This is a genomic window from Vibrio sp. Vb2960, assembly GCF_033337665.1.
GTDB classification, from domain to species: Bacteria; Pseudomonadota; Gammaproteobacteria; order Enterobacterales; family Vibrionaceae; genus Vibrio; species Vibrio alginolyticus.
Genome location: NZ_JAWORD010000003.1, coordinates 144,626 through 170,611, shown reverse-complemented (window position 1 = coordinate 170,611; position 25,986 = coordinate 144,626). Strand labels below are relative to the sequence as shown.

24 protein-coding genes are annotated in these 25,986 nt (G+C 45.2%); 12 read left to right on the top strand and 12 right to left on the bottom strand.

Annotation, left to right across the window (positions count from 1 at the left end; genetic code table 11):
- Nucleotides 1–72: 72 nt before the first annotated feature.
- Nucleotides 73–1,230, bottom strand: a complete 1,158-nt coding sequence (locus tag R7O03_RS04085) for an amino acid permease (RefSeq protein ID WP_053307848.1) — start codon at nt 1,228–1,230, stop codon at nt 73–75.
- Nucleotides 1,231–1,953: 723 nt separating this feature from the next.
- Nucleotides 1,954–2,265: a hypothetical protein gene (locus R7O03_RS04080; RefSeq protein ID WP_005375472.1), complete on the bottom strand. Its 312-nt coding sequence runs from the start codon at nt 2,263–2,265 to the stop codon at nt 1,954–1,956.
- A gap of 141 nt (nt 2,266–2,406) precedes the next feature.
- On the opposite strand from R7O03_RS04080, the gene R7O03_RS04075 reads away from it, so the two are divergent.
- Nucleotides 2,407–2,739, top strand: a complete 333-nt coding sequence (locus tag R7O03_RS04075) for a helix-turn-helix transcriptional regulator (RefSeq protein WP_005375470.1) — start codon at nt 2,407–2,409, stop codon at nt 2,737–2,739.
- 109 nt (nt 2,740–2,848) lie between these two features.
- Here R7O03_RS04075 and R7O03_RS04070 read toward each other — a convergent pair whose 3' ends face one another.
- The 3 genes from R7O03_RS04070 to R7O03_RS04060 all read right to left on the bottom strand — a co-directional run bounded on the left by R7O03_RS04070 (nt 2,849) and on the right by R7O03_RS04060 (nt 4,761).
- Nucleotides 2,849–3,229: a hypothetical protein gene (locus R7O03_RS04070; protein WP_005375467.1), complete on the bottom strand. Its 381-nt coding sequence runs from the start codon at nt 3,227–3,229 to the stop codon at nt 2,849–2,851.
- Nucleotides 3,230–3,396: 167 nt separating this feature from the next.
- Nucleotides 3,397–3,783, bottom strand: a complete 387-nt coding sequence (locus R7O03_RS04065) for a GlcG/HbpS family heme-binding protein (RefSeq protein WP_042521512.1) — start codon at nt 3,781–3,783, stop codon at nt 3,397–3,399.
- A gap of 9 nt (nt 3,784–3,792) precedes the next feature.
- Nucleotides 3,793–4,761 (bottom strand): aldo/keto reductase, encoded by a 969-nt coding sequence (locus tag R7O03_RS04060; protein ID WP_115386740.1) that lies wholly within the window; start codon nt 4,759–4,761, stop codon nt 3,793–3,795.
- A gap of 154 nt (nt 4,762–4,915) precedes the next feature.
- Between R7O03_RS04060 and R7O03_RS04055 the strand changes: the two genes are divergently transcribed.
- Nucleotides 4,916–5,791 (top strand): LysR family transcriptional regulator, encoded by an 876-nt coding sequence (locus R7O03_RS04055; RefSeq protein ID WP_213965120.1) that lies wholly within the window; start codon nt 4,916–4,918, stop codon nt 5,789–5,791.
- 9 nt (nt 5,792–5,800) lie between these two features.
- On the opposite strand, the gene R7O03_RS04050 is transcribed toward R7O03_RS04055, so the two are convergent.
- Nucleotides 5,801–7,558 carry an SgrR family transcriptional regulator gene (locus R7O03_RS04050; RefSeq protein WP_064369142.1) on the bottom strand — a complete coding sequence of 586 codons (1,758 nt, stop codon included), beginning with the start codon at nt 7,556–7,558 and terminating at the stop codon, nt 5,801–5,803.
- Nucleotides 7,559–8,123: 565 nt separating this feature from the next.
- On the opposite strand from R7O03_RS04050, the gene R7O03_RS04045 reads away from it, so the two are divergent.
- Nucleotides 8,124–8,663: a redoxin domain-containing protein gene (locus R7O03_RS04045; protein WP_005385152.1), complete on the top strand. Its 540-nt coding sequence runs from the start codon at nt 8,124–8,126 to the stop codon at nt 8,661–8,663.
- A gap of 512 nt (nt 8,664–9,175) precedes the next feature.
- Nucleotides 9,176–9,865, top strand: a complete 690-nt coding sequence (locus R7O03_RS04040) for a hypothetical protein (protein ID WP_053307852.1) — start codon at nt 9,176–9,178, stop codon at nt 9,863–9,865.
- Between the two features lie 189 nt (nt 9,866–10,054).
- Here R7O03_RS04040 and R7O03_RS04035 read toward each other — a convergent pair whose 3' ends face one another.
- Nucleotides 10,055–10,420, bottom strand: a complete 366-nt coding sequence (locus R7O03_RS04035; RefSeq protein WP_005375456.1) for a winged helix-turn-helix transcriptional regulator — start codon at nt 10,418–10,420, stop codon at nt 10,055–10,057.
- A 167-nt stretch (nt 10,421–10,587) separates the two neighbouring features.
- The gene (locus R7O03_RS04030; RefSeq protein ID WP_017635228.1) at nt 10,588–11,172 is read right to left on the bottom strand and encodes an NAD(P)H-dependent oxidoreductase; all 585 of its coding nucleotides are present in this window, start codon (nt 11,170–11,172) and stop codon (nt 10,588–10,590) included.
- A gap of 270 nt (nt 11,173–11,442) precedes the next feature.
- Here R7O03_RS04030 and R7O03_RS04025 point away from each other — a divergent pair, with 270 nt between their 5' ends.
- Nucleotides 11,443–11,784 carry an ArsR/SmtB family transcription factor gene (locus R7O03_RS04025; RefSeq protein WP_005375451.1) on the top strand — a complete coding sequence of 114 codons (342 nt, stop codon included), beginning with the start codon at nt 11,443–11,445 and terminating at the stop codon, nt 11,782–11,784.
- An 85-nt stretch (nt 11,785–11,869) separates the two neighbouring features.
- The gene (arsB, locus tag R7O03_RS04020) at nt 11,870–12,925 is read left to right on the top strand and encodes an ACR3 family arsenite efflux transporter (RefSeq protein WP_005385145.1); all 1,056 of its coding nucleotides are present in this window, start codon (nt 11,870–11,872) and stop codon (nt 12,923–12,925) included.
- A gap of 36 nt (nt 12,926–12,961) precedes the next feature.
- Here arsB and R7O03_RS04015 read toward each other — a convergent pair whose 3' ends face one another.
- The gene (locus tag R7O03_RS04015; protein ID WP_285398780.1) at nt 12,962–13,741 is read right to left on the bottom strand and encodes a helix-turn-helix domain-containing protein; all 780 of its coding nucleotides are present in this window, start codon (nt 13,739–13,741) and stop codon (nt 12,962–12,964) included.
- A gap of 19 nt (nt 13,742–13,760) precedes the next feature.
- Nucleotides 13,761–14,294 carry a YbhB/YbcL family Raf kinase inhibitor-like protein gene (locus R7O03_RS04010; protein ID WP_017635230.1) on the bottom strand — a complete coding sequence of 178 codons (534 nt, stop codon included), beginning with the start codon at nt 14,292–14,294 and terminating at the stop codon, nt 13,761–13,763.
- Nucleotides 14,295–14,481: 187 nt separating this feature from the next.
- Here R7O03_RS04010 and R7O03_RS04005 point away from each other — a divergent pair, with 187 nt between their 5' ends.
- The 4 genes from R7O03_RS04005 (at nt 14,482) to R7O03_RS03990 (ending at nt 18,459) form a co-directional block, all read left to right on the top strand.
- Nucleotides 14,482–15,273, top strand: a complete 792-nt coding sequence (locus tag R7O03_RS04005) for a PhzF family phenazine biosynthesis protein (RefSeq protein ID WP_285398783.1) — start codon at nt 14,482–14,484, stop codon at nt 15,271–15,273.
- A gap of 207 nt (nt 15,274–15,480) precedes the next feature.
- Nucleotides 15,481–16,431 carry an HlyD family secretion protein gene (locus R7O03_RS04000; protein ID WP_373417492.1) on the top strand — a complete coding sequence of 317 codons (951 nt, stop codon included), beginning with the start codon at nt 15,481–15,483 and terminating at the stop codon, nt 16,429–16,431.
- Nucleotides 16,432–16,435: 4 nt separating this feature from the next.
- Entirely contained in the window at nt 16,436–17,362 is a 927-nt protein-coding gene (locus R7O03_RS03995; RefSeq protein WP_041056887.1) for an ABC transporter ATP-binding protein, read from the top strand.
- The gene (locus tag R7O03_RS03990; protein WP_017635233.1) at nt 17,362–18,459 is read left to right on the top strand and encodes an ABC transporter permease; all 1,098 of its coding nucleotides are present in this window, start codon (nt 17,362–17,364) and stop codon (nt 18,457–18,459) included. The genes R7O03_RS03995 and R7O03_RS03990 overlap by 1 nt, the downstream gene beginning before the upstream one ends.
- A 109-nt stretch (nt 18,460–18,568) precedes the next feature.
- Here R7O03_RS03990 and R7O03_RS03985 read toward each other — a convergent pair whose 3' ends face one another.
- Nucleotides 18,569–18,940 carry a hypothetical protein gene (locus R7O03_RS03985; RefSeq protein ID WP_248486213.1) on the bottom strand — a complete coding sequence of 124 codons (372 nt, stop codon included), beginning with the start codon at nt 18,938–18,940 and terminating at the stop codon, nt 18,569–18,571.
- Nucleotides 18,941–19,373: 433 nt separating this feature from the next.
- A complete protein-coding gene (gene fdhF, locus R7O03_RS03980; RefSeq protein WP_318131521.1) occupies nt 19,374–23,612 on the bottom strand; it encodes a formate dehydrogenase subunit alpha in 4,239 nt (1,412 codons plus the stop codon).
- A 315-nt stretch (nt 23,613–23,927) separates the two neighbouring features.
- Between fdhF and R7O03_RS03975 the strand changes: the two genes are divergently transcribed.
- Together R7O03_RS03975 and R7O03_RS03970 are read left to right on the top strand one after the other, a co-directional pair.
- Nucleotides 23,928–24,350 carry a hypothetical protein gene (locus tag R7O03_RS03975; RefSeq protein WP_285398789.1) on the top strand — a complete coding sequence of 141 codons (423 nt, stop codon included), beginning with the start codon at nt 23,928–23,930 and terminating at the stop codon, nt 24,348–24,350.
- Nucleotides 24,351–24,485: 135 nt separating this feature from the next.
- The gene (locus R7O03_RS03970) at nt 24,486–25,877 is read left to right on the top strand and encodes a TolC family protein (protein WP_318131519.1); all 1,392 of its coding nucleotides are present in this window, start codon (nt 24,486–24,488) and stop codon (nt 25,875–25,877) included.
- Nucleotides 25,878–25,986: the final 109 nt, after the last annotated feature.

Sequence of the window (25,986 nt, the reverse complement as noted above, 5' to 3'; positions counted from 1 at the left end):
TTCGGCTATGAATACAAAAAAGCCGCCCGTTTGACTACGAGCGGCTCAGTTTTTAAATAAGCTAGCGTGATTTTATACTGCTTGGGCAAACAGCAAGAAACAGCCGAATAGGAAGATCATGCTCATTCCCATTGCGCCGCCACCAGCTTCATAAATATTGTCATCTTCTACCGGCACTCGGCGCACTTTCATGGTCATTGATAATGGAACAAAGACCGCGAGAAACACAAGAATAATCCCCGCGTAGCTAAGAATAGCTAGGAAGTGTTCTGGCGCAAATACAGCACCTAATAGTGGTAGCACAAAAGTAGTAACAAAAATCACTGGCCTACTTGCTTTCAGTAGGTCTGCATTTTGATCGTATAGCGCCATTGCAACACCTAAGAACGACGTTAGTAGTGCCAAACCAGTAAACATGGATAGGATGAACTCTAAGCCCTCGTATTGCTGACCTAGTACCGAGATCAACTCTGTTACGTTGGAGTATTGAACAAGCTCATGAGGTGGTAGATTGCCGACAACCGCTAACAACCATAATAGGTAACAAACAAGCGGAATAGTTGAGCCCACGATAATCATATTACGCAGCTGTGTTTTACTCGCTTCTTTGTTGTAAGTTACAAGCGATGGGATCACGACCATAAAACCGAAACTGGTGAAAAGCACCGAACTGGTTTTGATAAGTGCCATTTTATCGTCGCTCACAACCTCATCAAGTCCTTCAAACGAGACGCTTGGTGCAAGCGCAAAAAGTGTCAGGATCAGCGCTACGATCATGCCTAGGAACAAACCGCGATTCAGCTTATCTACTACCCCTGTACCTGCCGAAACAATGATACCAACTAAAAGAGTAAAACCGACTTGGCTTGAGATCGTAGATGTTGGAAGCCCAATTGAGGCTGTTACTTTTTGTACGAGATCACCCGCACCAATGATGTAAGCCATTAATAGACAAACTAACAGGGCGTAAAGCAAGCTGTTGGTTACCAACTGGCCTCCTTTACCAAGCGTTTCGCGAGCAATTGCATTCATGCTCACACCACCACCTACTTTACAACTGGCTTCAAGAAGGAGCAGCGCAGCATAAGTTGTTCCAGCCCAGATGAACAACATAAGAAGAGTGCCCCAAAGGAGGCCAAATTGAGCAAGCACCATTGGTATAGCAAGCATACCAGCGCCAAGAGCAGTACCTGCAACGATCAGGGAGCTGCCGACAAGTTTTAGGTTCACGGTTAATACCTCTAAATTCAATCCGTTAATTTCTCACCAGTTGTGCTTTATCTAAAGCACACAACAAAACGCTCCGACTTAGTCAAAATTTGGTTACAAGAGCACTATGTTACAAGAGCCCTGTATGGCTAAGAAAACATGCAACAAAAGGTGGTTAATCATTTGCACATGAACACTTGAGAGTCATTTTTGGCGATGTCATCGCTGATGAAATGTGCGCAACTTTGGGTTCGAAGCAAAATTGTTCATCTTAATTCATCAACCCCATTCGTTATGAATGGATTTGGTTCGAAAAGATTGTAAGGCATAAGCAGGACGATTGAAAAGCAAAAGGTCAATCTTATAGCGATATATTTTAACAACTCTTATCTTTTACCTAAGATGTGTTGTTTTTTTCGTCACTAATTAGTCTTTTATCGCTTAAAAAGAAGGCAGAACGTGCTCAATGGCTCAATTTGGCTGGGTGTACAGATTAATTTACAGTTTAAGTGAAGGTGTTAGATTCCAAGGACGTAGCCTAGATCGGACAATATCGCTATTATTCGCTGCGTACCGACACTGTTCGGTTCACATACCTCTAAACACTGATTTACGGTTCGAAAATATAGGTAAATGAGTGTCCGAATGCTGGGTGTGGTTCCCCAGCATTTGCATCCTTTCTTTTAGATGTCATCAATTGATCGAAATTGCGTAAATCTTGTATCGCCCGACTTTACGACTGTGTTAATACGCTTTATCTAGCGCGCCAATGATATAAGTTAACACTGGAATACCCATATCGGCGACCTGCTTCTCAGTCTCACTCATATTTTCATGCGCCATCCGCAGCTCTACTTCACTTATCGATTCTTTGTGAAGGTAAAGCTCTTTGTAGTTCATCAATCGCTGTTGTGACTGTTGAATCAGTGTCACAACATTCTCTTTAGTCTCACGATGTTGCTGATCAATTTCACTAAATAAATGATCTAAAATGCGTTGCATTTTGCGAATAGAAGCTTTCGTTTCTATTGATTTGTATGATTGATACTTTTCCATTGAGTTAATAACTGACTAAAATATTTACGTTTTTATAAGACAGTTATTTTTATACTGATTGCAAAGCAGGTAAATATGTGGTGGTTAAACTGGTCCACTTCTTGCTCCGTTTAGGTCAAAACTGTCCTTTCAGGAGAGCACATGCAGGTAGACCCTATAATTCAAGCACTGATCGCAAGACGAAAATCGAATGGCCTCTCCCGTGAGCAAATGGCAAACATCGCTGGAATGAGCGTAAAAACATATCAAAGGATCGAGCGCGGAGAGTCCGATCTTAAACTCTCACAATATCGTGCCATATTGCGTTCGCTTCATTTGACTGACCTAGATATTGCCTTAGATGTACGTGATGTTCAGCATGTCACAGCAAATGACTTAACAGCCGTGGCGCGATTGCTCTCACCGGAAGCTCAGTCCCTGCTCGTTCGCCTGTTATCGTTAATCCTTGAACAAAAGAACAAGAAAGGTGATTAACGACATTGCTCATACCCAAACGATGAATGCCCTGTTGAGCGTTGAAACATGAACCGTTTAGACAAAAAAAACTCGTCAAATGACGAGTTTTATTCTTTATATCAGTCCGTTACTCTAGGCTTTTCAATTCCGATGTATCAACGCCTTTTATTGCATCTTTCGCCACTTTATCAGGATCAAAGACATCACGTTCTTCATACGAATTATCAATCATGCCTTGTCCTATCGCGGTCGCCTGCTTTTGTAACTTGTTACCCTCTACCTCACCAGCATCCCAGCCTTGTCGATAATCTGAGTCGGTTTGATACCTTGTTTCGTCCTTAATATAGTGTTCAAAATCATTCCCTGCCTCTTGCATACCACTATGCCGACCGTCATGAAAGCCTTGGATATAAGCTTCATCATAACCGCTCTCTTTTAACGCGCTGTCACTCGTACCACAGCCTGAGAGGAGAACAAAAAATAGCGAAACGAATACCTTATGAAACATATTTAGGCCTCAAAGCTTTCAAATAAATTAATCATAGTTCGCGATTTCAACTTCTGCTTACTTCAGGCTATTAGATAGCATTGTGACTCGACGAAGCCTGTGAACTTGAGTCCCTACAGTGAGTACAAAGCTGGACAAAGCATCACACCTACTGATAAACATTATACTCAACGCGCGTTTAATACTTCCATCGCAAGTGCTTCATCATCTTGCTCAGCCAAACCGCTAATGCCAATTGCACCGACGATTTTCCCCTCTTGTTCTATAGGCACACCACCCATAAAGCCTGTGATCTTCGGGTCAGTCCAATAACTCAACTGCTTACCCGTCTCACGAGCCCAAGCACCCAGATTGCCGCTAGGCTGACGGTCTCTAGCCGAGGTGTAAGCTTTGTTCTGTGCCAACAAACCTGCTTGCACACTCACATCATCCATTCGGGCAAAACCGAGCAATTCTCCATGTGTATCAACCACGGCAACCGCAATGTTTTGCTTGCGAGCAGTCGCAATTTCCAATGCCGTTTGAATTAGAGTTTGAACTTGTACGTATTTCATTTTTCTCTCCTACGGGATCTCATGACCAAGGGTTTTCTCGAACAAGCCATACCAATGGCTACGTGATAGCGTGACGCTCTCTACTTGAGCACAAGCGCGAATACGTTGTGGGTTTGCAGTACCAATAACAGGTTGAATTTGGCTTGGGTGACGCGTTAGGAAGGCTAAAACAATCGCCTCTGACGGCACGCCATATTCAGCTGCTAGCGCCATCACCATCTCCGCAATCTGTCTGGTGTTGTGATCATCAGAATGTAAACCACGCTCTGAGAATCTTCCCTGCGCCATACTGCCCCACGCTTGCAGTTGGATATTGTGCTTACGGGCATGTTCCAGTATTCCTGCAACGTAGTCAGATGCAGACGAAGGAAGCCCCATGCCTTGCTTGATGAAGTCAGACTTAGCCAGACTCATTTCCAACTGGTTCGCCACAACAACTTCGCCCGTAGCTTGTTGAAGAAGATCAATTTGAGCACTGTTCATGTTAGAAACACCGAAGTGGTTAACTTTGCCAGCTTGTTTCAGAGCTTTTAGCGCTGTGCCCAGTTCTTCAAATTCAACCAAAGGATCAGGACGATGCAGCATCAAAACATCAAGGTTTTCCACGCCAAGGCGTTCAAGAATGCCCTCAACAGAAGCCGTCACCCATTTAGCAGAGAAGTCATACTGCTTAACACCTTGCTCATCTCCTAGACGGATGCCGCACTTGGATTGCAAATAAATTCGTTCTCGTAAGGTTGAGTCATTGGCTAAGATGCGCCCAAACACTTCTTCTGCCTTACCGAATTTGTAGATATCCGCATGATCAAAGAGATTGATGCCCACCTCTAATGCTACCTCTACAGCGGCATAAGCTTGGTTTTCATCTTGGGCGGTTAATGGGTTGCGATTCCACTCCCCTCCAAGCCCCATGCAGCCGAAGACCAAGCGGCTAACGTTAGGTAAGGTTTTGGCGAGCGGTAGTGTTGGATTGTTCATCGTTATTCTCACTTTTCCGATTTCTGCATCTTCAATTTCTTAAGTTAACTCTAACCATCTTACCGTTCGTAAAAATTAGTTTAATACCGTAAAATCGAATTCATTATCCTCGTTACCGAACAATTAAAGCGAACAATAAAGACGAGCAATCAAGATGGCAGATTATAAGAGAATCGAAAAACTGATGCTGTTTGCCGAAGTGGCTCAAACACTTAACTTTTCTAGGGCAGCGGAGCAACTTGGCATTTCTAAAAGTTACCTGTCAGAACAAATCAAGCGATTGGAATCGGAACTCGCCACGCCTTTGATTGTTCGAACTACACGCAGCGTGAGATTGACGGCAGAAGGTGAATCGATCTTTGCACAAGCGGAAGATCTCAAACGCCGCGTAATGGAAATGGAAAAGAGTTTAAGTCAGCGATCTGAACAAATAGACGGTCTGATTCGGCTTACTGCTCCCAAGATGTTTGCCGAAGCGGTGCTGCATGATTTGTGTGTGGCGTTTCGCGCTTTACATCCAAACGTAGAGTTCGAGATTCTTTCTAGCTATCAAGCGTTTAATCTGACGGAAACCAGCGTCGACTTTGCGTTTCGAGCAACAAGAACGCCGCCCGAGAATATGATTGCGCATCACCTGCTGGACTACCACCACTGGCTGGTTGCCTCACCTCTATATCTGCAAGAAGAAGGTACGCCAGAGACGTTAGCGGATTTAAAACAGCATCAATGCTTAACCACGTTGCATCAAAAAGAATGGCCTTTAAAAACGGGAACAGTTCAAACCCAAGGCTGGCTTTCAAGCAATGAAAACCGCTTACTCAAAGAATCAGCCCTGTCTGGCAATGGCATTGCTCGGTTAGCAAGTTACTTTGTCGAACAAGACGTTGAACATGGTCGTCTAATGCAGGTTTTATCGGAAGAAACCGACCACCAGCACAACGCGGTTTACTTGGTGTACCCACAACTTATCTATCAATCGGCGAAAACCAGAGCCTTCATTGAATTCGTGAAGCAGCACTTTGCTAAATAACTAAGGTAGTTAATCTGCCGACCACACCGAGCGAATATCTGGCCAACCCCAGTTAGTGAGAGCGACGTCTTCTAAAACACCTTGGAAACGCAAAGTTTGTGTATGGTGGAACATGGGTGCAATCCAGTATTCGCTGATCAACGTCGATGCAATTGGCTCCAATGCATTAAGGTAGTCCTCAAGTGGAACGAAAGATCTGACTCTCTGTAGTTGTTCATCTAACCATTGTGCGTTCTTCTCTCCCAAAGTGTGGAATAGCACAGCGTTGCTGAAGAAGTTCGTGAACGCTGAGGCATGACGATTATCATCTAGGTTTATGTTCGTTACGACCATTGTCTCATTTAGCTCACCGTTCTTAGCCTTCTCGTTCAGCTCACGGTAGGAATACATAACAATTTCTACTTTACTGCCAACACTCGCCAAACGATTAGAAATAGCCCGCGCACAGCGACGCAACGCGGTATAGTTATATCCTGCTATCGTAATGTGTTTAGGTAACTTAAGCGGCTCACTGAACGGACGGAGCACTGGCTTCCAACCTGGTAGCAGGTTATAAGCGGGTATACTCCCAAATACAATATTCTCGCGGCGCATCACTTCGGCCAAGTGCTCAGGTTGAATTAGCTCACTAATATAACGGCGCTGCGCTAAAGAGAGTTTGTGCTTAGCGTGCTGATTAAATAAGGCGAATAAGCAACCATCTTCTATTCGACTACGCTTGCTCGCCGATGAGTTTTCTCGGTTTTGCGTCGACATATAGTGTCCACACAAATCCTCCTCGGGCGAAGTATCCCTTTGCAACGTATTTGCTGCCAATGACGGGTTCTCCATTTGCTCGTCATTAACAATCCAGATAGTCACCAAATCCGTTAGAACTCTACATGCATAGTAACCATTAAATGCTTGCAGTTTTAAACGACTTTCATTGTGCTCGACAACAGAGAATGGGCCACTTCCGACCACCAGCTTGTTATTCGCTACGTTAACTTGGCTTACTGGTTGAATGCCGTATTTCACACCAGAAATAAGTCCAGCAAAGCCCAAGTCAGCTCGATTAAGCTTAAAAACAACCTTCAATGGCGTTGGCGCAGTAATGTTAGCAACATGTGCCAACTCTTTTTCGTAATACTGTAGTGAACTCAATTTTGCAAACAAGCTAACCACTGTTTCTGCATCAATGGAATTACCATTATGAAAAGTCAGACCTGGACGAAGGTAGAAAGTCCATTCGTAGGTGTCTTCGTCATAACGCCAGTGATGTGCGAGTTCTGGTTGCACTTTCCCATTGTGATCACTCGAAACTAAGCAACAATAGATTTGCCTTAATAAGAAACGTTCGCTGCTACGCTGAAGTTGATGTGGAACGACGCGCTCAAACATTCGCTTATAGGTTAATTGAATATTGAGCTGTCCTTCTTGAACAGAAGCACCAGACGTTGTTTTTAACAAACGGCCAAATGCCATTTCGTCTTCATCTAATATCGCCAGTGCTTTTTCATACTTGCCTAACTTGATACGTTCAAGAGCCAAGCTCTCTTTTAAAACGTCTAACTCCATATTCAGAATAAGAGTCGATCGTTGATTCCGCCCAGCTTTCGGGTGCCAGCTCAACCACGCCTTCTGCTGCATCTGCGTTAGCAGGCTACGAGCATGCCGAGAAGAAGTGAACATGATGTCGGCAATGTCCTGTAACGTGGTTTTTGTTTCATCACCAACGCTAAACGAGAGTAATCGTTGGTAATAGCGAAACAAATTGAGATCAGACACTGAATCAACCTTAGATCTGTGAAGTTTGTGGATAGGAATAGTTTACTTAAGTTGGCGGTAATAAAATAAGAAAACTTCCTAATTATCTGTTCCCCTTTTCCACAATTAACCTCCAAATTCGGCTTTAAAGCCCCATATATTTACGTTATTAGGAAAAAAGCCAACAAAAGCACTCTCTTTTTTATATCCCCTTTTATACACATAATTTACTCGTCAGCGTAAAGGAGGAAGAAATGAAGAAGCCAATGATGGCGTACTTTTTTCAGCAACGCCTAGCTCAATCGAGTAATAAAATAGAAGTGATGACTCTGGTCTATCTTAACGATATGTTCCAGTGGTCATAGCCTAACCTCAAGCAGAACTTAGCTCCTGATACTACACCCCCACTTCGTTGTATCTTAAGTTCTGCTTTTTCATCTTTTGCACTCTACTACCTTATTGCAGGTTACTAAAAGTTAACTAGTTGAAACACCGCAAAACAGAGTCTACATTGAAGTCTCATCCCCCAATCGCTTTGTTGAGAAAGGGGCATTCATGGATATACACCACCAATTCGGGAGTCAATATGGCAACTTCAGTGAAACTTAAAGCGGGCGACAGCTTCCCTCATCTTCAAGCCACTTTGCTAGATGGTTCAAGCGTAACGTTGGGTCAGCCGCAAGGTGATGCGACTTGGCAAGCAGTATTCGTTTATCGTGGTAAACACTGCCCTCTTTGTACTAAGTACCTCAACGAGCTTGAGAGTTACAAACAGGCTTTCGCTGATGCTGGCGTCGATATTCTTGCCGTTTCTGGCGATTCAAAAGCACAGCTAGAGGGGCATCTAGAGAAACTCGAAATCAGCTTCCCTATCGCTTACGGCCTGACCGAAGAACAAATGAAAACGCTAGGCTTGTATGTATCTATTCCTCGATCTGAACAGGAAACCGATCATAATTTCGCAGAACCAGGTCTGTTTGTGGTGAATGAACACGGCGACTTACACGTGGTGGATATTTCAAACAACCCGTTTGTTCGCCCTGAGCTTGGCGCACTATCACGCGGATTGGCATGGATTCGCGATCCAAACAATAACTACCCTATCCGTGGCACATTGGATTACTAATATCTTCTACACCCAAGTAAACTTTCTATCCTTAAATAAGCTAGGATTCTTGCCTTGGTGAGAATAACTTAGAATGCATATCAGATCCGTGAGATCTGATATGTATCAACAAGTTGGAAATAGAGTCCTTGTTCATTATACAACGCCTTGATGAAAAACAAGATCAGTGAAGCCCAGGCTCCCCTCAAACAACGTTAGTTATTTACTTCTAAGTCACTTTCACGATAAATACATGAAATTAAGACTAAAAACTTAGACTTAACGGATATATAAATCATAACGGTACCTACACAAGTAGTTGGCTAGCGATTATTATCCTATTGCAACTCAAAATTGTGCAATTCTAATAATTCATACCATAAATGAAAACATAGATACCGTAAGAGACAAAATAAAAGCAAACGATTAAATTACTAATAAAACACCGTTCAATTAAAATAAAAAACATTTCACTTTATAAAAATGTAATTAATCGTTATTTGCAATCACACATCTTAATTGAGAAATACAGTATGAATAAAATCTCTTTGCTTTATATGGCCGTTTGTATCGGATTAGTTGGATGCGGTTCAGGAGGAAGCGACAACGATCCAGCAAAAGATATACATCCCACCATTTCAAATCCGGAACAAGTCAACGCAATGACGGTGGACAAAGGTCATTTCTATTGTTCTGTAAACCAACAAAAACTGGAACACGGAGGGACATCTGCAACTATGTCCTACCTGATTGAAAAGAAAAGAAATTCTACGGTTGTCGACGATTATGAATGTACCGAATACGGTTTAAAGAAAGGTGAGTCAATTATCGTCACTAAAAGTGCAATTGAAAACTTTTCATACTCAAAACATTATAAAAGCACGAAGAAGAATGACATTAATGGGTTTAAAATCATCTACCCTACAGGGCTTACGACTCCGATTAATAAAGATTATGAAAAAATTACGATCACGTATAATACGGAGAGACCTGACGTTAACATTAAGATAATTCAATATTTTGACGAAAAGTCTAAATTATATACCATCAAAAAATATGAAAGCCACGTTAACGACAACTCACCAATAGGTTTAGTTGAGAAAGAGGAATTCGATAAATATTCCGATTTTGAAAAGAAACTGGAATTAAATAGTGTTTTTTTAAATTCAACTGAAGTGAGTGATTTATTCTACAACTTACTAAGTATGACAAATAATAACTAAAAAATCAAAAAATTAAAAAGTACGATTATGCTCAAGTAGCCTCGATATGCCTGACTAGAAAGAGTACGTTGTTTTACGAAACAAATTACGATTTGAATGAAGCACATCTAAGTTACTTGGGTATAAACGGCGATGTATTGTTAATCAGCTTTCAAAAGAGAGTAACGTTTGCGATTAACTACTTTGGTCTTAACGAAGCTCAATTTGATGCTTTTCAGACCAAATTCGCAAATCATCAAGAATCTTAAGTGCGGTACGGCCGAACTCTGTTAGTTCATAGCTGACTGCAATTGGGCGGTCGCTGATCACTTTACGCACCACCATACCTTCCGCTTCTAGCTCTTTCAGGCGTTGGTCGATCATCTTTTTACTTGCACCGCCTAGCATGCGTGCTAAGTCATTGAAACGAACTGGGCCGTCTTTCAAATGATAAATCAGAGAACCTTTCCATTTACCACCAATTAAACGCATCCCTTTCTCGATAGCACATGGCTCCGCACATACGTTCGCCACTGACTTACGACCTTTGCTATCTACACTAATTCTGCTTTCCACAATACACCTCAAGATACGCACCTAATCTAGGTAACGAAAAGTAAGCTAGATACATTTAGTGCTTTAGAGTAATAAAAACGTCACCTCGCCGCAAACAAATAAAAATGGACCGCATGTAGCAGTCCATCTCAATTCATCATTCAGTTCGCACTATCTTTCTAAAAGGATTAGAAGTTTTCGTTAATGTGCGCTTCGAAACGAACAAAATCGTTTTCGATATCTGCGTTCTTCATCACGTCGTAACAAGCGAATGTAGGTAATGCTGACATACCAAAGAAGCGGAAGTTAGCGTGCATGTGGAACATCAAATCGTCCACGCCTTTACCTTGGAATAGGTATTCGCTCTCATCATCAAACGATTCTTCTGGCGCGTTGAATGTCAGTGAAAGCATGTATTTGCTGTTGGTTTGAGTACCGCCTGTACCATAGTTTTTCTTTGGTTCTTCTGCGCTACGGCCATCAAATGCACACAGTGCGCCGCCCATACCCGCAGTAAACACGTCGTCCATGTATTTTTTGAATGACCAAGGCACAGACATCCAGTTGATTGGGCTTTGGATGATCACGCGATCAGCCCATTCAAAGTGTGCGAGTTGCTCATCTACGTTGATCTCATCTTGCATTGTCACAACGCGAACTTCATGGCCTTTTGCTTGCAGAAGCGTCTGTGCTTTGTCGACAAGAGAAGCATTTAGACGACCTTCTGAATATGGTGATGGTTCGTGTGCATTGATGATCAGTACGTTGCTCATGGGATTACCTTTAAATAAGTTCACAAGATGACGCAGTAACCATTGTGCGTCGGATGTGGTTTATTATGGTAACCTAGAAATATAGTGCAATTAGTTAACTTTTAGTAACCTACTTAATTTTTAATTATATCACTGTTTTTAAAAGATATATTTTTTCAACTTTTTATCCATCGTTATTTCACGATTAATTTTTTCTTCGACTTGTTGCATCTTCCACAGAGCAGGCGTACACTTTATCGCAATTCGACGATTAACTATTAAGGCCAGCGAATGAGTGATAAGTGCAAGGACACGTGCGAAGTCGTTTTTCAGACAACGCAACAACAGCTCGAGAAAGAACAAACTCTAGCAGCGCAAGCAAAAGCTTTGTCGCATCCAGCACGTTTGCGCATTCTGCATATCCTGCACACGCTCGATACCATGGGCGGTTGTTTGAACAGTGATTTGGTTTCTGAACTGGGTCTTGCGCAATCTACTGTTTCCGAGCACTTGCGTATTCTAAAGCAAGCAGGCTTTATCAGCGCCGAGCCAAACCCACCTAAGGTGTGTTACCGCATTCAACGCGACGCGTTTGATCAGTTCAATCTAGGATTTTCCAAGTTATTTGATTAATGCCCTTTGCACGCTGTTCAGGCGTGCAGAGATAAACTATACCTTTAACTATCGCCTTTCGACGATAAACGAATAAGAGAACACTATGACTACTCAAGTTTTAAATAGTGCCAGCGACAAAATGAGCTTCTTGGACCGTTACCTAACGGTGTGGATTTTTGTGGCAATGGCAATCGGTGTAGGTATTGGCGCAGCATTCCCTCAAGTTGCTGAGTGGAACGAGTCAATGTCAGTTGGTAGCACAAACGTACCGCTCGCGATTGGTTTGATTTTGATGATGTACCCGCCACTCGCAAAGGTGAACTACAACTTGCTAGGCACAGTGACGAAAGATAAAAAAGCGATCACGCTGTCTTTGGTCATGAACTGGATTGTCGGCCCTATTTTGATGTTCATCCTTGCATTGACTTTCCTAGGTGATCATCCGGGTTACATGGTTGGTATCATTCTGATTGGTCTTGCTCGTTGTATTGCCATGGTATTGGTATGGAACGATATCGGTGGCGGTAACAAAGAATACGGTGCAGCCCTAGTTGCACTAAACAGCGCTTTCCAAATCGTGACTTACAGTGTGATGGCATGGTTATTCATCACTGTGTTGCCACCAGTCTTTGGTTACGAAGGTTTCGTGGTTGATATCTCGATGATGGACATCGCGGAAAGCGTTCTGATTTACCTTGGTATCCCATTCCTAGCGGGCTTCCTAAGCCGTAAATGGCTGGTCGCTGCGAAAGGTGAGCAATGGTACAACGACGTATTCATCCCACGCATTTCACCAATTACGCTTATCGCCCTGCTTGCGACCATCGTACTGATGTTCAGCTTGAAAGGTGAAATGATTCTTGAACTGCCAATGGATGTATTCCGTGTAGCAATTCCACTGGCTATCTACTTTGTGTTGATGTTCTTTGTCAGCTTCTTCGTTGGTAAGAAAATGGGCATCGACTACGACAAAAACGCGTCAATTGCTTTCACGGCAACAGGCAACAACTTTGAATTGGCAATTGCGGTTTCTATCGCGGTGTTTGGCCTAAACTCAGACCAAGCTTTTGCTGGTGTCATTGGTCCGCTGATCGAAGTGCCTGTGTTGATTGCTTTGGTGAATGTAGCATTGCGAATGAAAGCCAAATATTATGGCTAACCTAAAAAGCACAAAAAATACAAAAGCGGTAAAACATTAACTCACTACCGTTTTAATATACTCGCTGGGCGTTAGGCCGAACTTACTTTTAAAGCGTTGGCTAAAACGCCCCTCTGACTGATAACCACACAACTGTGCGAGCATAGCAACGTTATACGAGCCATTTTGCATCAAGTAAAGTGCGTGATTTAAGCGCACTTCTGCCAATACTTCACGATACTGGGTACCTTCTTGTTTCAGTTTTCGTATCAATGTTGCTCGGCTCATAGCAAAGTGCCCCGCGACCATATCTAATGGATGCTCCTCCCCTGGAGAGCGCGATAAGTAACGACTAAGTTTCTGACTAAAAGAGATATGTGAACTCGAGAACAACCGATGCAATAACCCTCTCTCAGCTAGCTGCTGATATAGGCCCATAATCCAATAGCGTTGTGTCGCTTCACTTAAGCTTTCCCGCTCAAACGAAAACAAAGCATTTAACGTCGCTTGCAATGCTTTATCTGTCTCAACAACGGGTACATAGTTTCCTAATGCGTTGCTCATGCTTAGCTCCAACATTTCATCGCTAGGCACACAGTGAAAACTGAACATTCGAGAAAGAAATCGCCCTTGTAGAGGAAGATTTTCAAAATTTAGGGATGCATTTGCTTCACAAAGCATGATATTTGGATGATGGATGTCGAGTACTCCATCTTTCCAGAAAAGATGTTTACTCCCCTTAACAATCTGAATAAGGCTTGGGGAGTGAATCCTGACATTACGAAGCTTCTGCTGCTGCTCCGCACGAAACAGCGTAACCTGATATTGGTGAGCCATTCTCTCCCCTTATATTCAATTATCGCGTGTAAGTCGTGGTTAATGTCGCTTTACCCAAAGCAACACTATTCAAAGTAAACCCTACAATGGCTGGTGGCGTGTTTTCATCCAAATTCAGTTCTTCAGTTGGCAATGCCCACACCGTAAACTGGTAACGATGCATCCCATCATTCTTTGGAGGACACGCGCCGCCGAACCCCGTTGTGCCGTAGTCAATACGAGATTCTTTGCCGCCTAACTTGTTCATATCAATGCCTCGAGGCAGCTCGCTAACGGTGGATGGAATATTAAACGCTATCCAATGCCAAAAACCACTGCCTGTTGGTGCATCGGGGTCATACACGGTGATCGCAAAACTTTTTGTGCCCTTTGGAGCTTCTTTCCACATCAATTGTGGTGATTGATTCCCGCCATCACATCCCCAACCAGAGTATTCAAATGTCTTCGCCATCGGGTGGCCTTCTTGAATATCTCTACTCACGAGTTCAAATGCATGGGCAGAACCGACCGCAAAAACACTCAATACCAAAACTGACTTGTATATCGCTTTCATGTTTTTCTTCCTTTCAATGAATTCAACACTAGTCTAAATACCCAGCAGTCCGAATCCTTGTCAGTAAGTATCAAAAACCACAAAATAATCTATAATTTTGACACTTTAAGATTCTAACACAAACTTCTTACTCTCTTAATTGCACTTGGTTTATGCTAATTAATCGCTCACGGAATAAGGAAGGAAAATGGAATTGGATATCTACGTGGTGGACGCCTTCACCGATACGCAATTCAAAGGCAACTCAGCAGCGGTGATACCGTTAGAGGAATGGCTAGCCCCAGAATTGATGCAAAATATCGCGACAGAAAACAACTTGTCGGAAACGGCTTTTCTAAAATCCATTGGCGCAAACCGATATGAGATTCGTTGGTTCTCTCCGATTACTGAAATCGATTTCTGTGGACACGCAACACTGGCCTCTTCGTTAGTTCTGTTTGATGAGTTTGGCATTAATGGCACGATTGAATTTCATACTCTGGAAGTAGGGACCCTCACCGTAGAGAAGAATGCGCAAGGTAAGATCGAGATGACGTTCCCTGCTCGTCCTCCAAAAGCCGTTTCTGATATTCCCTCGGCATTGATTGAAGGCCTAAGTTGCGATGTGGAACGCGTACTGCTTAGCCCTCAAGCGTATTTCGTGGTGGTCGGCAACCAGCAGGAGGTACTTGAGGTTCAATACCGTTCAGAGCACCTCAAGACACTCGCTCCTTACGATGTGGTCGTTACCGCGAAAGGCGATCAACAAGACTTTGTATCTCGTTACTTTTGGCCTGCAAATGGTGGTGACGAAGACCCCGTAACTGGCTCGATTCACGCTGGATTAGCACCGTTCTGGGCAGAAGCGTTAGGCAAAACATCACTGATCGCTTACCAAGCTTCTCAGCGCGGAGGTATTTTGCACTGTGAAGTTACTGGCGAACAAGTAAGAGTATCTGGCGACGGCGTGCTCTACATGAAAGGCCAGATTTTTGTTTAAATGATATTCATGTAATCAACTTAAAAGAGCCAAGTAAAGCACGGCTTCAGCAGGATAAAGCCAGCTTCAATAATTAATCAATTGATGAATATTGAAGGAATTAACTTCCTAGCCGGACAAAACTGACTCACGTTACACTGAATGCAGTCCCACACTCTTCTATAGCTTGATACGATTTCGAGCTCACCTTCTTAGAGGAAGCGTCGCATGATGAAGCGAATCATTCTTTGCACCCTAGCCCTGACTCTTTTAACTGCCTGTTCCAAAGATGACGGACAGCAAGCCCTTGGTACGCTTGAGCGTGACCGCGTAACTTTTACTGCAACCTCTAGCGAGATAATTCGTGCCCTACCCATTAAGGAAGGCAGCCAAGTCACCGAAGGAGAAGTGCTGGTTCAGCTCGATACAAAGAACCAAGAAGCCGTTTTAGCTCACGCCGTTGCCGAACAAGCCAAGGCTGACGCCTATCTTTTGAAATTGACCAATGGTGAGCGACCAGAAGACATTGCCGCAGCGCAAGCTCGCGTTGCCAGAGCGGAAGCTCAATTGATTGAAGCGCAAAAGAACTACCAACGTAAAGCGGAATTAGTTCGTAAAAAGCTCATCAGCCAATCAGAAAAAGACACCGCTTTAGCAGCCAGAGATTCTGCCCGTGCAGAGCTAGACTCCTCACAAGAAGAGTTCAGCAAACTGACCGCTGGCTCTCGTCCTGAAGATATTGAACAAGCGAAAGCCGCACTCATGGCAGCAAAAGCCGATGTGGCACTGCAAGAACAGAAACTGGCAGAACTCACCATCACGGCCACGCGAGATGGCTTGTTAGATAACCTACCGTTTAACCTTGGCGAACGCGTTCCTGTGAATGGTGTTGTTGCTGTAATACAAGCAAGCCGCGTCCCATACGCTCGTGTTTATGTTCCTGCCAACTATCGAGTCAACTTTGTGCCGGGTAAAACGGTTAACGTGCATGTAGATGGCGTTGAGCAACCGTATAGCGGCACCGTTCGTTGGGTAGCAACTGAGCCTTCATTCACGCCTTATTTCGCGCTTACCGAGGAAGAACGCTCGCGTTTGATGTACCTAGCAGAAGTCGACCTACAAGACTCCGCACAATCCTTGCCTTCGGGTATTCCAGCGCAAGTGGATTTGGTGGAGTAAGCCAATGACCGAATACGCGATTCAAGCTGAAAATGTGGTGAAAAAGTTTGGTGACTTCACCGCCATCAACAACATCACGCTCAATGTGCCCAAAGGCAGTATTTATGGTTTTCTTGGCCCGAACGGCTGCGGTAAATCGACAACCATTCGTGTGTTGACGGGTTTGCTTAGCCCAAGTGAGGGCAACGTGGACGTGCTTGGGTTAGAGATCCCAAAACAATCGGAACTGCTGCGCCTCAAGATTGGCTACATGACACAAAAGTTTTCCCTCTATGATGACCTGACGGTTCAAGAGAATCTTGAGTTTATTGGACAAATCTTTGGTATGGAAACCAAGGCCCTAAAGGCTCGCATCGAAGAACAACTAGCCACCTACGGTCTCGACCAACTGCGTAAACAGCGCGTCGGAGGAATGAGCGGCGGCCAGAAACAACGCTTGTCTCTCGCCGCAGCCACCATGCATAAACCAGAACTGTTGTTTCTCGATGAACCCACGTCTGCGGTTGACCCAGAGAACCGACGCGATTTCTGGGAGCAATTGTTTGACCTCTCTGACCAAGGCACGACGATTTTGGTCACTACGCACTACATGGACGAAGCCGAACGCTGTCATCGTCTGGCGATTATGGAAGCGGGCGAAATCCGCGCCGATGGTGAGCCAGAAGAACTCATGGCGCAAATGGGCGTTAACATCGTCGAAGTCAAAGCGGACAACCTACGCGAGCTAAAAGAGAAAGTCATTCAGCGCGAAGAAGTACGCTCAGCCGCACAGCTCGGCATTCGCTTACGCATTTTGATCCACCAGCACATCGAACAACCGATCGAATGGTTAACCCAAACCTTTCCTGAGCTTGAGGGCTGCGAGATGAACATTGCTCGCCCGAGCTTGGAAGATGTGTTTGTCAGTGTTACGGGAGAAGGTCGCCAATGATGAAATCTATTGCCCGTATGAAAGCGGTGATGATCAAAGAGATCCGTCAGCTTTCACGTGACCGTATTACCTTTGGCATGGTCGTGATGATCCCGCTAATTCAGCTTCTGCTGTTCGGCTTCGCTATTAATACCGATATTCGCAATATTCCCGTTGGTGTCGTTGATCAAAGTGGCAGTACCGCCGGGCGCGTGATTACCGAGTCCGTTAAAGTAACGCAAGTGGTCGATGTGGTTGAAACCTTTGCTACCGCTTCAGAAGCCGAGCAAGCCATTCAAGACGGTTTGGTGCGAGCGGCTTTAATTCTGCCTAGCGACTTAACCCAACGTATGGTGCAAGGTAGAGAGCTTGGACAATGGATTGTGGATGGTTCAGACACCATGATCAGCTCGGCAATTCTCTCACTACAAACCATGCCATTAACAGATTTTGATTTTGAGATACGCCCTGCTCCAACCAAAACCTTTGAAGTTGCGCTGTATTACAACCCGAGTCGGCGCTCGGCGGTGAACATTGTCCCCGGTTTATTGGGCGTGATTCTGACCATGACGATGATCTTGTTCACCAGTGCAGCCATTGTTCGAGAACGAGAACGCGGCAATTTAGAGTTACTGATTACTACGCCAATTCACTCCATCGAACTCATGGTGGCGAAGATCATTCCCTACATCTTTGTTGGTCTGATTCAGGTGTTTATCATTTTAGGATTGGGGCACTGGATATTTGGCGTGCCAATAAACGGCGCCATTAGTCAGATACTGTTTGGCACGCTGCTGTTTATCGCCGCGAGTTTAACCTTAGGTTTGGTGATATCCACCATTGCGACGACACAGCTTCAGGCCATGCAGATGACGGTGTTTATTCTTTTGCCATCGATTCTTCTGTCCGGATTTATGTTCCCTTATGAAGGAATGCCCGTCGCGGCACAATGGATATCAGAAGCCCTGCCTGCTACCCACTTTATGCGAATTATTCGTGGCGTGGTGCTGCGTGGTGCAGACCTAATGGAGCTATGGCGAGATACAGTTTGGTTACTTGGATTCACCGTTATCGGCCTTATTGTCGCTTCATTTCGCTTCAAAAAATCACTCGACTAATCCCACGATATTGCGTTCATTCCTTAAAAACAAAAATAGCCCCAACGAAGGGCTATTTTTTGTTTGTGTATTCATACACTGTGCTATCGAGCTCAACTCTCAGACAATATTAATAGTACTCACCGTAGGAACAATCTCGTAAATCGGAAATATCGTAGTTTTTCAAAGAGTTTATTTTAAAGTTGAACACTACCTGTTTACAGACAACGCCTTCGCGATCCGTGTACGTGATAATACCTTCACTGTACGCACGCTGACCATCAGAGGATGTCACGTCAGCAACAAGTTCCAAATGGCCCTTATGCGCGTCTACGCGATTCATCATCTCAAACACATCTACCCACTCTTCGCGATTTGCCATTTGTATTAGCATGGACTTCGCCTGTGTTTCCAACTGCTGGGGGTATACATAATAACGGTTGTAACCAAAGTATGCGCACATAAGTAATAAAACGAGTGCAAATGAGGTTGTTCTTGTCATACAAGCTTCCTCTTGTTGTTATAAAAATCTTGCTTCGTTAATTCAGTATAGGAAGCGAGCAAAGTTTAGGTTATAGAACTTGCCCAAATAACAGAGGACAGTCAGAGACAGTCAATTCTATGACAAGCTCAACAACAAACTTTATTGAACTCTCATCATGGGCTTGAACAAAAATACGCCACAGAGACAGCAAGAAGTAAGAAGTAAGAAGTAAGAAGTAAGAAGTAAGAAGTAAGAAGTAAGAAGTAAGAAGTAAGAAGTAAGAAGTAAGAAAGGAAAACTAACCGGAGCGCGGTGATAACAGAAAAGTAAAAGGAGTTTGAAGAAAAAGCCCCCCCGAGTGAATGTAGTGAGAGCGGAAATCAAGATTAGATTATCCGCCCATCAACTAGGCTCAAATTGTCAGTGACCACAACAACGTGACTCGCCGAATTTAAACGTGTTGGTAACTATCTTCGAGAGACTCTGTCTGCGTTGTTTTTTCGCTCACTTCCACTTTAACCGCAGCGACCTTGAACTCAGGGATCTTCGCATGCGGGTCAGTTGCCATTGTCGTTAGGCGGTTGACTGGCGATTCAACAAAGTGGAAAGGAATGAACACCACACCTCTTTGAATCCGCTTAGTCACAAAGGCATCAATCTCAATGCTGCCACGACGTGTAGACACCGTCAGACGCTGACCATTACTGATGCCAAGTGCTTCTGCGTCTTCCACGCTCACCATTGCGCGAGGGCCAGCAAGATTATCCAACCCTTTGGTTTTGCGCGTCATGGTTCCAGTATGGAACTGCTCAAGTACGCGACCCGTCGTTAACACAAGTGGGTACTCTTCATCTGGCAGCTCAGCCGCATAACGGAACGGTACACCCACCATTTGCCCTTTACCACGAGTAAACTGGGTTTGGTGCATGATGCGAGTACCTGCTGGGTTGTTCTTGTTGCTAGGCCATTGCACACCGTTTGGCGTAATCGCATCCCAACGAAGACCTGCGTATTGAGGCGTCACTCGTGCAATCTCGTTAGTGATATCAGACACGCAGTGGTAATCCCAATCACTGCCCATTGCATTGGCGATTTCTTGAATAATCCACCAATCTTCTTTCGCTTCACCCGGTGCAGTTACAACCGGATTCACGCGCTGAACACGACGCTCCGTATTGGTGAAGTGACCCGCTTTCTCTGCAAACGAGCAAGAAGGCAGGACCACATCCGCGTATTGTGCAGTCTCCGTTAGGAAGATGTCTTGAACCACCAAGAAGTCGAGTGCTTCTAAACCTTCAATCACATGCGCTTGGTTCGGGTCACTCAACACTGGGTTCTCACCCATGATGTACATACCACGAACGTCACGATGGCAAGCCGCATCAATGATTTCTGTCAGGGTTAGACCTTGCTCAGAAGGCAGATTTGGTGCGTTCCATTCAATAGCAAACTTCTGTCGCACAATTGGGTTGTATACCTTTTGATAGCCCGGGAAGCTGTTTGGCAACGCGCCCATATCACACGCGCCTTGCACGTTAGATTGACCACGTAGCGGGTTAATACCACCACCTTCAATACCGATGTTGCCACACAGTAATTGCAGGTTAGCGATAGAACGCACGTTGTCATGACCTGTCGTGTGCTGAGTAATACCCATCGAGTAGTACACAGCGGTACGATCTGCCGTGCCAATCATGCGCGCCATTGCTTGAATGTCTTCAGCTTTAACACCCGTAACCAACTCCACTTTATCGAGGTTGTAAGCTGGCGACATCACTTCTTGCAATAAGGTATCAAAGCCGTCGACACGTTCTTCGATGTACTCTTGATCGTACCAACCGTTCTTGATGATCTGCTGCATGACACCATTTAGGAGCATCACATCTGTACCCGGACGGTGCGCCATATACAGCTCTGCATGCTCTGCCATATCGACACGTTTCGGGTCAGCCACAATCAAGCGAGCGCCGTGGTGACGAATGGCTTGTTTGATATGTGAAGCGATGATCGGGTGTGCTGATGTAGTATCCGAACCGATAATAAAGATCACATCCGAGTGCTTAATGCTTGGAATGTCGTTGGTCATTGCACCACTACCCAGTGATGCCTCAAGACCGGTTACACTCGATGCGTGGCACAAACGCGCACAGTGGTCGACGTTGTTAGTGCCCAGTTCACGACGGACAAATTTTTGGAACGCGTAGTTGTCTTCGTTAGTGGTTTTCGCTGAAGAGAAGCCCGCCAATGCGTTGCTGCCAAAATCTTGCTTGATGCCAGAGAACTTACTCGCAATCAGTTGAATCGCCTCTTCCCAGCTTGCAGGCTGCAACCAACCATCTTTACGGATCAATGGCGTGGTAAGACGCTCTTCACTGCCAATGAAGTCAAAACCAAAGCGTCCTTTCACACACAGCATGCCTTGGTTCACTGGCGAGTCACCGCCCTTCACGTAACGAATCGTATTGGTTGCTTCGTCCACGAACATGGTCAACTTACAGCCCACACCACAGTATGTACAAATGGTGTCGACCGCTTTCAGATCTTCAGTACGACCTTGTGAACGGTCACGACTATCGACCATCGCGCCCGTTGGACACACTTGAACACACGCGCCACATTGTACGCAGTTCGAATCGCCCATTAGGGTTAAGCCATTCTTATTACTTCCAAAGTGTGGACGATCATCAGGACGTAATGCCGGACGACCTTGTTTATCGCACACGAAGTTCAGTACACCGTGTACGGCTTTGTCGCGGCACGCTTGGATGCACTGACCGCAGCTAATACAGCGGTTAGCATCAAACTCAATAAACTCAGAACTGCGGTCAACTTCGTACTTATGACGCAAGTCTTTAGCACGAAGATCTAACCAATCTTGATGCGATTTAATCTGCAAAGAGAAGTCAAAGCTTTGCTCAGCTTCATATTCGGTGGAGTAATCACGCAACGCACAGTCGGTATTTGCCTGACAACCACATTCTAGACAGCGCGCAGCTTCCTTCATCGCTTCTTCGTTATCAAAGCCCAACTCCACTTCAGCGAAGCTTTGCTCGCGTTGTGCTGGAGTCAGTTCAGGCATGATAGAACGAGCGACTTTTTGGATGTTCTCGAAGTGAAGCGGATCGACTTGAGAAAGTTTCTTCTCTTTTCGTGAGTTGAACGCCGCCTTTGGCATGTCTGCCATATCGCCATTCAAAAACAGATCAATGGCTTTTGCCGCAACGCGACCATCACCCACGGCTTCAACTGCCGTTGCTGGACCACGGCGGAAATCACCAATACTGAAGATGTTACCCGTGCCTGTGTGCATGGTCTTTTCATCTGCATCGGAGGTGTTCCAACGCGTAAGTGGAATCGACAAATCTTCGCCTTCGAGGAAGCTCAGATCTGGCTTTTGCGATACTGCCGCAATCACGGTGTCGAACTCTTCGGTAAAGAACTCGCCGGTTGGTTTAGGGCTTCGACGACCAGATGCATCCGGATCACCCAACGCCATGCGCTCTAGACGAATCGCACTCACGCGTCCGGTTTCATCGGCAAGGTTTTCTGCAGGGTTGGTCAAGAAGTGGAATTTCACCCCTTCGTGTTCCGCTTCGACAATCTCGTAGTCTTCCGCCGGCATTTCGTCACGTGTACGACGATAAATCAACGTGGTGTCTGCACCAGCACGACGCGCAGTACGAGCACAGTCAATTGCCGTATTACCACCACCAATCACCGCGACTTTCTGACCCGTGACGTAGTTTTGCTCAGTAACGTAATCTTTCAGGTAATCAGCGCCCAGGTAACAACCTTCAAGGTCGCTGCCTGTGTAATGCATTTCAACCGCTTGAGACGCACCGACAGCCAAACACACTGCATCGTATTCTTCGCTCAATTGAGAAAGCGTGAAATCCACACCCAGTTTTTGGTTGGTGCGAACCTGCATGCCATTGCGGCACATCAGTTCGATTTCTTTATCGAGAATGTCTTTTGGTAGGCGATATTCAGGAATACCATAACGCAACCAACCGCCCGCTTTTGGCATGGATTCAAAGACAGTGACGTCGTAGCCTTCATTCGATAAGTAGTAGCCAGCCGTTAGACCACCAGGACCACTGCCTACGACGGCAATGTTCAACCCTTTGCTTGATTTCTTTTCTGGTACATAGGCTTCATGCGCAGACAAATCCGCATCTGCGGCATGACGCTTAAGCTGACGAATTGCAATAGGCTCATCGACTAACGAGCGGCGACATTCGCTCTCACAGAATGCCGGACACACACGACCAATCGATAACGGCATAGGAAGCGTACGCTTAATCACTTCAATCGCTTTTTGATGATCGTTCTGTGCGATGTGATAAAGGTAGGATTGGATGTCTACACCCGCTGGACACGCGGTTTTACATGGCGCTTCACAATCGGCGTAATGGTCCGTCATGATGCGATTAAGTGCTTTTCTGCGGTGCTCGCTTAACTGCTCTGATTGCGTAACCACATTGAGACCACGGTAAACTTCGAGTTCACACGCACGCTTAGTACCGCCACTTTCGACTTCAACTACACACAAGTCACACGGTACTTTTTCATTACTTTTGTTCATTCCGCATAGCGATGGGATCTCGACCCCACACACTTTTGCTGCTTCTAAAAGGGTTAGACCCTCTTCTACAATTCTATATTTTCCATCGATGACAATTTCTATCATGCAACCCCCGCAGCAAAGCAAATCCAAATCTGCACAAGTAAAACCATGCATTCTATAAGGATAATCATTTGTAAGACAAGTTAGTGTGATGTAAAACTTATAAACCACATTTTTCACGTGTCATAAAAAGCGAGGGTTTCTTTCGCTAACTTTCAACACTCGGTGTTTAACAAACGTTTTACTCCCTCGAAAGTGCGAAAACTGAAGGGGTGGACTATTTTGATAATAAGAGTAATAAATGATTGACCTTACCCTTAGGTTAACCTTTAGAATCGAAGGGTTTTCATCATTTTCATCAAACACATGGGAAAGGGTATGCACTTAAAATCGCTGCATACAATCTGGTTAACTCTCTTCACGACGCTAGTACTATTGGTATCTAGTGTGGTGAACAGTGAACCGTTGATGAATATTCAAATGATGTCTACTGGCATGGCTCACCATCCTTCTATGATGAGTGACAGCGAACACTGCGGTATGCCTGACATGATGGACGTCTCCATGACTGACGGTTCTATGTCCGAAGATGGCGATGCAAGAGAAACCAGCATGAACTGTGGTGGAGGCTCCGGCATGGTTCATACCTGCTGTACTGCCGCGTGTACGATAGTTTTCGTCCCCCTACCGAATCCTGTCAATAGCCCGATGCCCGTCGTCTATCGCGCAACTATTACTCCTGAAGTTGCTTCCCCAGTCGTACACGTCAGCCGCGACCTGTACCGACCTCCTATAGCCTAAATCCGTCCTAGCATTCGACCCTGCACGTGTATCGCAGGTTGTTTTAATGCGCCTGAGCGATGAGGTAACAAGGCTTTACTGTTCCCGCAATAAAATCCGCACCTCCATCGATCCGGCGAACACTGGATTTAGATTATGGATATCAAACCATACCGCTTAGCTGCACCTATTTTTATGGTGGCTCTGGTCGCTGCGCCAACCTTGGTTAACGCCGCTGGTAAAGAGACGCACGCAGCACAAAATTCCGCATCAAGTGAGCGAGCTTCAACGACCAAGCTTGCCCAACTGATCAACGTCGCTTTGAGTAACGATGGCAATCGTATGCAATACTCAGCGCAATCTGCTGCCATGCGTGAAACGGGCGTCGCGAGTTCGACCTTAATGGACCCAAAACTGAAAGTGGGTTTTGGTGGCTTGCCTGTCGACAGCTTCAAATTCGATGAAGACCCAATGACCAACATCTCCGTTGGTTTAATGCAACAATTTGAGCGTGGCTCGACGCTTGATTTACAACAGAAGAAAGCCAATCAACAAGCTGACGGCCTTGGGCTTCAAGTCCATGCTCGTGAGCTTGAGGTAGCCAACAGCATGACTCAACTTTGGTTAGAACTTGGTTACCAGCAACGCGCGGAGCAAATCATGCTTGAGAACCGCAAGTTGATGAAGGAGATGGAAAGCTTTATTCAAACCAACTATTCGATTGGTAAGAGTGAAGCGCAAGACCTACTCAACGCTCAATTACAAGTCAGCAAGTTGGATGAGAAACTGCAAGCCAATGCACAAATGCAACGTCGTCTTATCTCTCAACTCTCCGAATGGTTGGGTTCAGATTGGTTGGCGAATGAACAGGCTCTGCACGCGAGCAACCAACTTAATTGGGACACACTGAACGGCAAACTTGCTGCTAGTCAGGGTTCCACCAAGCATTATCAACAACTCAGCCAACACCCGATGGTCAAGATGGCCGACGTCAGCATCTCTGCCAATAAAACTCAGGTGGAAATTGCTGAGCAAGCCTACAACCCACAATTTGGCGTCGAAGTAATGTACGCCTACCGCCAAGCCGACAATATGATGGGTGAGCCAGCATCAGACTTGGTCAGCGCTTACCTCACCATGGACATTCCGTTGTTTACGGGTGACCGCCAAGATCGCAATCTCGCGGCCGCTCAATACCAAGTTGGCGCGGCACAATCACAAAAGGACACCTTACTAACGCAGATGAATGCCAAGGTGAACACTTTGCTGGTTGATCGCGGCAACTTAACCCAACGCTTAGAACGTTATCAATCCACCTTATTGCCTCAAGCGAAAGCGCGCATCCAAGCCGTTGAGCGGGGTTATCAAAACAACACAGCGCAGTTTAACGATGTGATTTCCGCCACGACTGACGAGTTGGCTCTGCAATTGGAGCAACAACGTCTACTGACCGATCTCAACATCGCAAACAGCAATTTAGCCACCCTACTCGGTGGTTTCGACTATCAAGTGGCTTCACCGGAAGCTCGCTCTATTTCGACATATTAATTTGTGATTCCCCAAGACAGTTGGGGCTACAGCTAGGCGGCAAACGAGAGAATCCCATGAGCACTTTCCCTAACAAACTAAGGGATCTGCTATGTGATTTGGGTGAACG

Bases quoted from the DNA above. Each gene is read 5' to 3' on its own strand.
- R7O03_RS04080 (WP_005375472.1), bottom strand. From the start codon at position 2,265: ATGGAAAAGTATCAATCATACAAATCAATAGAAACGAAAGCTTCTATT.
- R7O03_RS04075 (WP_005375470.1), top strand. From the start codon at position 2,407: ATGCAGGTAGACCCTATAATTCAAGCACTGATCGCAAGACGAAAATCG.
- R7O03_RS04070 (WP_005375467.1), bottom strand. From the start codon at position 3,229: ATGTTTCATAAGGTATTCGTTTCGCTATTTTTTGTTCTCCTCTCAGGC.
- R7O03_RS04065 (WP_042521512.1), bottom strand. From the start codon at position 3,783: ATGAAATACGTACAAGTTCAAACTCTAATTCAAACGGCATTGGAAATT.
- R7O03_RS04060 (WP_115386740.1), bottom strand. From the start codon at position 4,761: ATGAACAATCCAACACTACCGCTCGCCAAAACCTTACCTAACGTTAGC.
- R7O03_RS04055 (WP_213965120.1), top strand. From the start codon at position 4,916: ATGGCAGATTATAAGAGAATCGAAAAACTGATGCTGTTTGCCGAAGTG.
- R7O03_RS04045 (WP_005385152.1), top strand. From the start codon at position 8,124: ATGGCAACTTCAGTGAAACTTAAAGCGGGCGACAGCTTCCCTCATCTT.
- R7O03_RS04040 (WP_053307852.1), top strand. From the start codon at position 9,176: ATGAATAAAATCTCTTTGCTTTATATGGCCGTTTGTATCGGATTAGTT.
- R7O03_RS04030 (WP_017635228.1), bottom strand. From the start codon at position 11,172: ATGAGCAACGTACTGATCATCAATGCACACGAACCATCACCATATTCA.
- R7O03_RS04025 (WP_005375451.1), top strand. From the start codon at position 11,443: ATGAGTGATAAGTGCAAGGACACGTGCGAAGTCGTTTTTCAGACAACG.
- arsB (WP_005385145.1), top strand. From the start codon at position 11,870: ATGACTACTCAAGTTTTAAATAGTGCCAGCGACAAAATGAGCTTCTTG.
- R7O03_RS04015 (WP_285398780.1), bottom strand. From the start codon at position 13,741: ATGGCTCACCAATATCAGGTTACGCTGTTTCGTGCGGAGCAGCAGCAG.
- R7O03_RS04010 (WP_017635230.1), bottom strand. From the start codon at position 14,294: ATGAAAGCGATATACAAGTCAGTTTTGGTATTGAGTGTTTTTGCGGTC.
- R7O03_RS04005 (WP_285398783.1), top strand. From the start codon at position 14,482: ATGGAATTGGATATCTACGTGGTGGACGCCTTCACCGATACGCAATTC.
- R7O03_RS04000 (WP_373417492.1), top strand. From the start codon at position 15,481: ATGATGAAGCGAATCATTCTTTGCACCCTAGCCCTGACTCTTTTAACT.
- R7O03_RS03995 (WP_041056887.1), top strand. From the start codon at position 16,436: ATGACCGAATACGCGATTCAAGCTGAAAATGTGGTGAAAAAGTTTGGT.
- R7O03_RS03990 (WP_017635233.1), top strand. From the start codon at position 17,362: ATGAAATCTATTGCCCGTATGAAAGCGGTGATGATCAAAGAGATCCGT.
- R7O03_RS03985 (WP_248486213.1), bottom strand. From the start codon at position 18,940: ATGACAAGAACAACCTCATTTGCACTCGTTTTATTACTTATGTGCGCA.
- fdhF (WP_318131521.1), bottom strand. From the start codon at position 23,612: ATGATAGAAATTGTCATCGATGGAAAATATAGAATTGTAGAAGAGGGT.
- R7O03_RS03975 (WP_285398789.1), top strand. From the start codon at position 23,928: ATGCACTTAAAATCGCTGCATACAATCTGGTTAACTCTCTTCACGACG.
- R7O03_RS03970 (WP_318131519.1), top strand. From the start codon at position 24,486: ATGGATATCAAACCATACCGCTTAGCTGCACCTATTTTTATGGTGGCT.